General features: G+C 33.6%; 11 protein-coding genes and 1 pseudogene. All 12 read left to right on the top strand.

Features of this window, described 5'->3' with window-relative positions; genetic code table 11:
- Positions 1-96: 96 nt before the first annotated feature.
- A pseudogene (gene fliN, locus BUC45_RS00240) lies at positions 97-459 on the top strand (flagellar motor switch protein FliN); the annotation flags it as partial.
- 17 nt (positions 460-476) lie between these two features.
- Positions 477-836 carry a response regulator gene (locus tag BUC45_RS00235; RefSeq protein ID WP_296969217.1) on the top strand — a complete coding sequence of 120 codons (360 nt, stop codon included), beginning with the start codon at positions 477-479 and terminating at the stop codon, positions 834-836.
- Positions 837-850: 14 nt separating this feature from the next.
- A complete protein-coding gene (locus tag BUC45_RS00230; protein ID WP_296969214.1) occupies positions 851-1,393 on the top strand; it encodes a flagellar biosynthetic protein FliO in 543 nt (180 codons plus the stop codon).
- Positions 1,383-2,159: a flagellar type III secretion system pore protein FliP gene (fliP, locus tag BUC45_RS00225; RefSeq protein ID WP_296969211.1), complete on the top strand. Its 777-nt coding sequence runs from the start codon at positions 1,383-1,385 to the stop codon at positions 2,157-2,159. Before BUC45_RS00230 ends, fliP begins: the two co-directional genes overlap by 11 nt.
- Positions 2,160-2,181: 22 nt before the next feature.
- Entirely contained in the window at positions 2,182-2,451 is a 270-nt protein-coding gene (gene fliQ, locus BUC45_RS00220; protein WP_296969209.1) for a flagellar biosynthesis protein FliQ, read from the top strand.
- Positions 2,452-2,465: 14 nt separating this feature from the next.
- Positions 2,466-3,242 carry a flagellar biosynthetic protein FliR gene (gene fliR / locus BUC45_RS00215; protein WP_296969206.1) on the top strand — a complete coding sequence of 259 codons (777 nt, stop codon included), beginning with the start codon at positions 2,466-2,468 and terminating at the stop codon, positions 3,240-3,242.
- Entirely contained in the window at positions 3,239-4,315 is a 1,077-nt protein-coding gene (gene flhB / locus BUC45_RS00210) for a flagellar biosynthesis protein FlhB (protein ID WP_296969203.1), read from the top strand. The genes fliR and flhB overlap by 4 nt, the downstream gene beginning before the upstream one ends.
- A complete protein-coding gene (flhA, locus tag BUC45_RS00205; protein WP_296969201.1) occupies positions 4,316-6,349 on the top strand; it encodes a flagellar biosynthesis protein FlhA in 2,034 nt (677 codons plus the stop codon).
- Positions 6,346-7,497: a flagellar biosynthesis protein FlhF gene (flhF, locus tag BUC45_RS00200; protein ID WP_296969199.1), complete on the top strand. Its 1,152-nt coding sequence runs from the start codon at positions 6,346-6,348 to the stop codon at positions 7,495-7,497. Before flhA ends, flhF begins: the two co-directional genes overlap by 4 nt.
- Positions 7,490-8,377, top strand: a complete 888-nt coding sequence (locus BUC45_RS00195) for a MinD/ParA family protein (protein WP_296969196.1) — start codon at positions 7,490-7,492, stop codon at positions 8,375-8,377. The genes flhF and BUC45_RS00195 overlap by 8 nt, the downstream gene beginning before the upstream one ends.
- A complete protein-coding gene (locus tag BUC45_RS00190) occupies positions 8,378-9,016 on the top strand; it encodes a flagellar brake protein (protein WP_296969195.1) in 639 nt (212 codons plus the stop codon).
- A 45-nt stretch (positions 9,017-9,061) separates the two neighbouring features.
- The coding region (locus tag BUC45_RS00185; protein ID WP_296969192.1) for an Hpt domain-containing protein at positions 9,062-9,561 on the top strand (500 nt) is incomplete at its 3' end.

Here is a 9,561-nt window from a genome sequence, read left to right as displayed (position 1 = left end):
TGTAACGTGTTTTGTTGTTTTTATTTTATGTCAAAGGTGACATTTTCACTGAATAAAAATCATGCCTTTTAGGTGACATTTTCAAAGATTATTGACACTATATCTAAAAAAGAACCTTTAAAATCAGCGCAAAATACTGAAGTGACAGTAAAGCCGGTTGAGTTTCATACATTTAAAGATGAGCCGACTTCGAGTCAAAGCTCAAGTCTAGACTTAATATTAGATGTCCCATTGGAAGTTACTGTTGAATTAGGTAGGACAGAAAAGACCATAAAGGAAATTTTGGAAATATCTTCTGGAACCATTATAGAGTTAGATAAAATGGCGGGAGAACCGGCTGATATTTTAGTTAACGGTAAATTAGTAGCTAAGGGCGAAGTTGTAGTCATAGATGAAAACTTCGGGGTAAGAATAACAGAAATAATTAATTCTATTGATAGGGTTAAGAGTTTACAGTAATAGGAGGATGAGTTTAAATGGGAGGAATATTAATAGTAGATGATGCTGCCTTTATGAGGATGATGATTAAAGACATACTTACCAAAAATGGTTATGAAGTTTCAGGTGAGGCTGAAAACGGAGTTGTTGCAGTTAAAATGTATGATGAGCTAAAACCAGATCTTGTAATCATGGATATTACTATGCCTGAGATGGATGGCATTGAGGCTGTAAAAAAAATAAAGGCAATGGACTCTTCAGCAAAAATAATAATGTGTTCAGCTATGGGCCAGCAAGCTATGGTAATCGATGCGATACAAGCTGGAGCTAGAGACTTTGTAGTTAAACCATTCCAGCCAGAAAGAGTAATCGAAGCAGTAAAAAAGGCCCTAAGTTAAAAGAAGGTTTTTAAATGAGAAAGTACATGATATGCTTAAGTGTATTAGTTGTATGTTGTATGTTTTTTACTGGAATTCAAATATTTGCCGAGCCTATCAATATCGACAACATTAAAAATTATGATATTGATCCTTCTGATGATGTTTTACATCAGAATCATTCAACAATTATAAATATTATAACATTTTTCATTTATCTATTTTTTTTTATTGTTATTTCTTTGCTAACCTATTTTACTGTCAGATGGATAGGTAAGCGCCAAATGAAGTTAACAATCAAAAGCAAATATATGGAAGTTGTTGATAGTTTATCACTTGGTGGAGAAAAAGGTCTCTTTATTGTAAAAACACCACAGGGAATGCTTATATTAGGTGTAACAAAAGAAAGTGTAGATTTGCTTGAAAAGGTTGGGCGTGAAGAAGCAGAATTAATAAGAGCTGCTGAAGCAAACCAAGAAAGCCATGATAAGGTTTTTACGGTTTATTTAAACAATTATTTAAATAAACTTAAAGGCAGTTCAGACAAAATAGGCGTGGTGGACCAAAATGAAAATTAATAAGAATATTATACTAAAAATGACTTGTACAAGTTTATGCTTCATATGCTACGAGAAAATTGTATACGCAGCTCCACAAGACATTCCAATACCAGTTCCATCATTCCCTTTTATAAAGCAGGCTGAAACTACCGGTGAAACTGCTATGGCCTTACAGATAGTTTTACTGCTCACAATATTATCTTTAGCGCCTTCAATACTAACATTGTTGACTTCTTTTACTCGAACAATAATCGTGCTTTCATTTGTTAGAAATGGGTTGGGGGTTCAACAAGTTCCGCCTACTCAGGTATTAATTGGCCTTGCTTTGTTTATCACTGTATTTGTAATGGCACCTGTTTGGACCGAGATAAATAGTGAAGCCATACAACCATACATGAATCAAGAAATTGATACTTCTGAAGCTTTACGGAGGTCTCAGATTCCTTTACGCAACTTTATGTTTAGGCAGACGAGGGAAAAAGACTTAGCCCTTTTTGTACATTATGCTAAACTTGAACACCCCTTAAATACACTTGATGATATACCTACATATGTACTGATTCCCGCGTTTATAATAAGTGAATTAAAAACTGCTTTTCAAATGGGTTTTATAATATTTATACCTTTTTTAGTCATAGATATGATAGTATCCAGTACGCTTATGTCAATGGGAATGCTGATGCTACCTCCAATAATGATATCTTTACCTTTTAAAATACTATTATTTGTTATGGTAGACGGATGGAATTTGGTTATTAATTCAATTCTTGCAGGGTTTCACTAAGCAATTTTAAGGATGTGAAGAAATGACTCAAGAGATGGTTATATATATAGCTCGAGAAGCACTTTCGGTAGCTTTACTTGTTTCAGCTCCTATGTTGTTACTTGGCATGCTTGTCGGAATTATCGTCAGTATTTTCCAGGCTACCACGCAAATACAGGAGCAAACTCTTACCTTTGTACCCAAAATTATTGTAGTTATGCTTGCTATGGTTATATTGGGCCCATGGATGTTAACAGTTATAACACAGTTTACCTACAATCTTTTTTCTAATCTTCCTAAATTTATATATTAAGTTAGGTTAACAACATGAATGTAAACTATGAGATAGCTTTAATAAAGTATCTACTTATTTTATTTAGATGTTTAGGTTTTTTAATTTTGACACCAGTTTTCGGTAGACGAGAGATTCCTCTTCAGATTAAGATAGGCTTAGCAGCACTGCTTTCTTTTATAGTATATCCGATTATTCCAGAACTGAAATTAAATAGCAATCTATGGATTGTGGCAGCTAGTGTTTTAAGGGAATTACTGGCAGGTATTACTATGGGTTATTCAGCCTTCCTATTGTTTTCATCTATCTACCTTGCTGGAGGAATTATTGATCTTGAAATGGGTTTCGGCATGGTTAATGTTTTAGATCCTCAAAGCAATACCCAGGTTCCGCTTATGGGAAATTACTATTATATATTAACTATATTATTGTTTTTAACGGTTAATGGCCACCATATGCTGATTTCTACTATTATCAAAAGCTACGATTTATTGCCTTTGTGTGAACCGGTTTACCGAAAAGGTTTGTTAAATGTAATAATGGTAAGTTTCAAAGATATGTTTATCTTAGGGGTGCAAATAGCATTACCAATAACCGCAATTATTTTTTTAACAGATTTTTCTCTAGGTATAATTGCTCGGACAGTTCCCCAGATGAATGTTTTTATAGTGGGTCTTCCGTTAAAAATAGCTATAGGAATGATAGGTATGATTATAGTGTTTCCGATGTATCTAGTTATTTTGGATTATATTTACAATGGAACTTATGAAAAAATATTAATGACAATTAGAGAAATGCAGGTATTGCCGTGAACTTACAGTTGTTTGCCGAAGAAAGAACTGAAAAAGCTACTCCAAGACGGCGACAAAAGGCTCGTGAAAGAGGGCAAGTTTTTTCGAGCAGGGAATTAAATTCTGCTTTAGTTCTTCTTGGTGGCTTTTTACTACTTAAGATAGTTGGTAAAAACTTAGTTATAAATATAATGGATTTATTTAACCATATTCTAACTGAAACTATTAATAAGGAAGATATATTCACCCTTGAAGGAATTAAAATGTTTTCATATGAAATATTGATTTTCGCAGGTAAAAACTTTGCACCTATAGCATTGGGTTTATCTAGTATTTGCTTGATTTCAAACTATATGCAAGTAGGTTTTGTGTTAAGCTTTGAACCAATTTCACCTAAGCTTGAGCGAATAAATCCATTGGAAGGATTTAAGCGTATCTTTTCCCGGCGAAGTTTATTAGAACTGATAAAATCAGTTACCAAGATCATAGTAGTTGCTTATGTGGTCTACACAGCTATAAATAGATATAAAGATTTATTTCCTCTTATGCTGGATATGAATTTACTTGATTCATCGAGCTTGACTTTAAGCATAGCATTTGAAGTGGGAATTAAAGCATCTATTACATTACTGATTATATCTGCTTTTGATTATTTTTATCAGTGGTATGAATATGAAACCAGTCTTATGATGTCAAAGCAGGATATTAAAGAAGAGTATAAAGAAGTCGAAGGCAATCCGCAAATAAAGTCAAGAGTTAGGCAAATACAAAGACAAATGGCACGCGGAAGAATGATGAAGGATGTGGAGAAAGCTGATGTTGTCATCACGAATCCGACACACTATGCCGTAGCTTTAGCTTATGATGCCACTTTGCACTCTGCACCCGTAGTATTGGCTAAAGGTGTAGATAAATTGGCTGAAAAAATAAAGGAAATTGCAACAAGAGAGGATGTTCCTATTGTCGAAAACAAAGCATTGGCTCAAACATTATATAAAACAGTGGAGATTGGAGATATAATACCTGAGTCTTTATATAATGCAGTTGCTGAAATTTTAGCGTTTATATACAGTTTAAAAGAGAGGAGGCCATAAATGCAACTAGGAGATATAGTTATGGCTATAATTGCCATTACAATAGTCATAATGATGATAATACCGCTTCCAGCAGTCCTACTAGATTTCTTATTGACTTTTAATATAACATTGGCTTTGGTAATTCTTTTGATTTCTATGAATATGGAGAAGCCACTTGATTTTTCGATATTCCCTTCTCTCTTATTAATTACTACTTTGCTTAGGCTTTCACTTAATATATCATCTACTAGGCTAATCTTAATTAATGGTTATGCCGGTAAAGTTATTGAGTCTTTTGGGAATTTTGTAGTTAAAGGGAATCCTTTAGTTGGGTTTATAATTTTTATTATCATTGAAATTATACAATTTATGGTCATCACAAAGGGTGCCGAAAGAGTGGCTGAAGTTGCAGCAAGATTTACACTTGATGCTATGCCTGGTAAGCAGATGAGCATTGATGCTGATTTAAACGCCGGTGTTATCAGTGAAAGTGAAGCACGCAGTAGACGGCAAGAAATTCAAAGAGAGGCAGATTTCTATGGAGCAATGGATGGTGCCAGTAAATTCGTCAAAGGCGATGCAATAGCAGGAATAATAATTACTGTCATAAATATAATTGGAGGCTTCATTACAGGTATGGTATTCCAGGGCTTAGAATTTACAGAGGCACTAAATAGATATACACTCCTGACTGTGGGCGATGGGCTTATCAGTCAAATTCCTGCTCTTTTAATTTCTACTGCAACTGGAATAGTTGTTACAAAATCTGCAAGTTCTGGCCATCTTGGTAAGGATATCATAAAGCAGTTTACCGCATATCCCAAGTTATTATTATTATCCTCAGCAGCTTTAGGTCTTTTTGCGATTGTACCGGGCTTGCCATTTGTCCCTTTTATGGCTTTAGCGGGAACACTTGGTTATGCAGGTATGTCATTACAAAAAGCATCTGATCGCGAGAAACAAAAGCTTGAACAGCTACAAAAAGAAAAAGAGTTAGATGAAATGAAAAAGCCTGAAAATATTTATTCTTTACTGCAGGTAGATCCCATAGAAGTAGAGTTTGGATATAATATCATTCCTCTAGCGGATGCAAATCAAGGCGGTGATTTACTTGATCGTGTAGTAATGATACGGCGTCAGTGTGCTCTCGATTTAGGTATAGTTGTACCTATGATAAGGCTTCGTGACAATATACAACTTAAACCAAATGAGTATGTTATTAAAATTAAAGGCGTTGAAGTAGCTCGATATGAATTGAGGACAGATAGCTATATGATTATGAATCCAACAGGTGGACCAATAGAAATAGATGGTATGGAAACCAGAGAACCGGCTTTTGGTCTTCCGGCTATGTGGATTTCTGATGACAAGAAAGAAATTGCCGAAATGAAGGGATATACAGTCGTTGATGCATCGTCAGTGCTTGCTACACATCTAACAGAAGTAGTTAAACAATATGCACATGAGTTGTTAGGCCGTCAGGAAGTTAAAAACTTATTGGATAATTTAAAAGAACAGTATCCGGCATTAGTGGAAGATATTGTACCTAAGATGCTTACAATAGGAGAAATACAGAAGGTATTGTCAAACTTGCTTAGAGAAAATATACCTATTCGAGATCTTGTTACGATTCTTGAAACCCTTGGTGATTATGCAGCATTGACAAAAGATCCGGATATGCTCACAGAATATGTAAGGCAACGATTGAAAAGGGTTATCACAGAACGGTTTATACCGAGTAAAATTGCTCAAGTTATAACATTGGACAGCCAAATAGAAGATATGATTTTGGATTCTATCCGCCAAAATGAACATGGCTCATATATAGCTTTAGATCCGACAATCATTCAAAAAATCAGAAATTCCTTCATAAGAACCGTCAATGACTTACACGCGAAAGGCATATCTCCAATAATTTTAACAAGTCCCATGATTAGGATTTATTTTAAAAAAATTATTGAAGATTATATTTCATTTGTACCAATTTTATCTTATAATGAGCTTGAGCCTGAAGTTGAAGTACAATCAGTAGGGGTGGTGACTCTGAAATGAAAATTAAAACTTATGTAGCTGATAACGTTCAGGAAGCTTTTTATAAAGTAAAAACCGAACTTGGCAAAGATGCAATAATTCTCCAGACAAAACATATCAAAAAGGGAGGATTTATGGGATTTTTCGCAAAAAACATGGTAGAAGTTGTAGCTGCAAATGATATAAACTCAACATTTAACACACCAAAAAAACCATTAAATCCAACATTACCGGATACAACCGCAAAATATGAAAACTTAACCGATTTTGTTAAGATTGATAAGATTAAAACCGATGTTGAAGAAGTAAAGAATATGCTTAATAAATTATGTTTAGAACAAAAACAGCAAGAAATTAGCACAAATACTGATGTACCTTTGCCTTTAAAAAAATTTCATGACAGAATGTTTGAAATGCAAGTCGCGCCTGATATTATACATATGATCATAAGTAATGCTAAAAACAATCTTACAGATACAGATATAAACAATAAAGCAGAACTGTATAAATTAGTTAAAAATGAGATTGTTTCACTCATTGATATAATCGAGCCCATCGAATTATCAAATAAGAAAAATACTATTGCATTTGTAGGCCCCACAGGTGTAGGTAAAACAACAACGATTGCCAAACTTGCTGCACATTTCTCTTTGTATGAAAACAAAAGAGTGGCTATGATAACAGCAGATACATTCAGGGTTGGCGCAATCGAACAGCTAAGATTATATGGCGATCTTCTAGAAATACCGGTATTTGTTGTATACAGTCCTGAAGATATTAAAAATATACTGGCAGATACAAACGATTATGATATTTTATTAGTTGATACAATGGGATTTAGCCCTAATAACCGCATGCAGATAAAGAAAATAAAGGGCTTATTGGATTCTATAAATCCCAATGAAATTCATATAGTAGTAAGTGCAGCTACAAAAAATCAGGATTTAGTTGACATATTAAATAATTATAAAGAACTTCAATATAAAAAAATTATTATTACAAAACTTGATGAAACAAAGTGCTATGGCATGCTATTAAATGCTATAAGTATATCAAATGGTTGTAAATTATCTTATTTAACAATGGGACAAAATGTTCCTGATGATATTGAGATAGCCTCGGCTGACAAGATTGCGGATATGATTTTGGGGGAAAGCGAAAATGTATGAACAGGCTTTCAAATTAAAAAAAATTATGGCGGAAAAAAATCTCATAAGCAACCCTTCTAAAAATGTAAAGGTTTATTGTGTTACAAGTGGAAAAGGTGGGGTAGGCAAGACTAATCTGTCGGTTAATCTGGGATTAGCCATACAAAGCTTGGGAAAAAAGGTGCTATTAATTGATGCGGATTTAGGTCTTGCCAACATTGATGTGGTATTAGGTTTATATCCCAAATACAATCTTTCACATATTTTATCCATTGGGAAAACAATTCAAGATATAATATTGGAAGGCCCAATGGGAATTTCCATACTTCCGGGAGCATCAGGTATATATAATCTTGCAAACATTAGTTATATAGAACTCGAATTACTTATTGACAGTTTCAAGAGTATAGCCGATAATTTTGATATAATAATAATTGATACAAGTGCAGGCATTTCAAAGAATGTAATAAGTTTTATACACTCTTCTGATGAAACAATAGTAATAACAACTCCAGAACCTAGTGCAGTAACTGATGCTTATGCTATGATCAAGATTTCGCGTAGCTATTGCGATAAAATTAATGTAATAGTAAATAAGGCTGATAATTATAAAGAGGCCGAATATACCATGGATAAATTATCGAAATCAACAAAAAAGTTTTTAAATATGCAGATCAACTATCTTGGCTTGGTTTTGGAAGACAAAGCAGTTAGCAAAGCAAATATGGAACAAACCCCATTTTTTATAAATTATCCGGATAGCTTAGCATCAAAATGTTTGATGAATATTAGCAGGAGACTTATATATGGTGAACAATCATTATCAAAGTCAGATTTAACCCTCGACGGTTGGTTTTCAAAACTCGTATCTTTTATTAAAACAAACGTGGGGGTTATGTAGTTGAGTGGCGGTTTTCTAGAAATAGGGATGAAGGTGACATTAGGTATACAGAGAGAAAATGAAGAATGTTTTTTTCCTTCAAAAGTTGAAGATATTATATCAGATTGTATTGTTTTAGGTATGCCTATGAAAGAAGGCAGAACATTCTTTGTAAGTCTTGATGAAAAGATAAATGTTTATTTTCCAAAAAAAGGTTCCTTTTATTGTTTAGAGGGTTTAATAGAGGATAAAAAATATGATCCTATTCCGGTGATTACAATACACCCTATAGGTTTACCGTATAAAAAGCAAAAGCGGAGCTACTTCAGGCTGAAAATCGCTCTAAAAACATATGTAAAATTGCCTAATTCTGATGACTGGAGTCAAGTGTATACTCGTGATATAAGTGCAGGCGGGGCTAAATTTTCTTATTCTTCCATGATAAAGGAAGGGAGCATTATTGAAGTTCTAGTTCCAGATATTTTGGATGACATGTCATTGAAGTCTAAAGTAGTAAGAACCGAAAAAAAACGTGAAAGACATATAAATATATATGATATAGCAATTAAGTTCATAGAGATTGATAAATCAACATGTGATAAAATTGTTAAATTCATATTTGCAAAACAAAGGGAGCTTATGGAAAAAGGTATTGAATGATTTATAATTAGCTACATATAGCAATTAATGATAGGGGTGAATAGAATGAATAATCAATATTTAGATGTATTTCTGGAAGAAGCTAGAGAGCATATAGATAATCTTAATACATATCTTTTAGAGTTAGAAAATAACCCTAATCAAGAAGTTATTGATGAAATATTTCGTTCGGCTCACACTTTAAAAGGTATGTCAGGCACCATGGGCTATAATCAGCTTTCGGAATTAACACATGAAATGGAGAACTTATTACAGGAGATAAGAAGTCACCAAATTAGTGTAACTCCCCAGATAATTGATACCCTTTTACAGTGTGTGGACATTTTGGAAGAATTGATTAACGATGTTGAAGAGTACGGTGATGAAAAACAGCGAGATATTCAGAAGGTTATCAGTAAACTTAAGGAAAGAAACAGTTTTTTATTAAGCAATGCAGAAACAATAACTCGGTCTGGTCCCCTATCTCTGGACAATATCTTTGTATTTCTCATAAAATCGTACTTTTGCATTAACTTTAATAATTGTTTAAAGCTTAAAGATTACGC

The sequence above is a fragment of the Tepidanaerobacter sp. EBM-38 genome (genome assembly GCA_001896545.1).
Taxonomy (GTDB): domain Bacteria; phylum Bacillota; class Thermosediminibacteria; order Thermosediminibacterales; family Tepidanaerobacteraceae; genus Tepidanaerobacter.
This window is presented reverse-complemented; position numbering and strand designations above follow the sequence as displayed.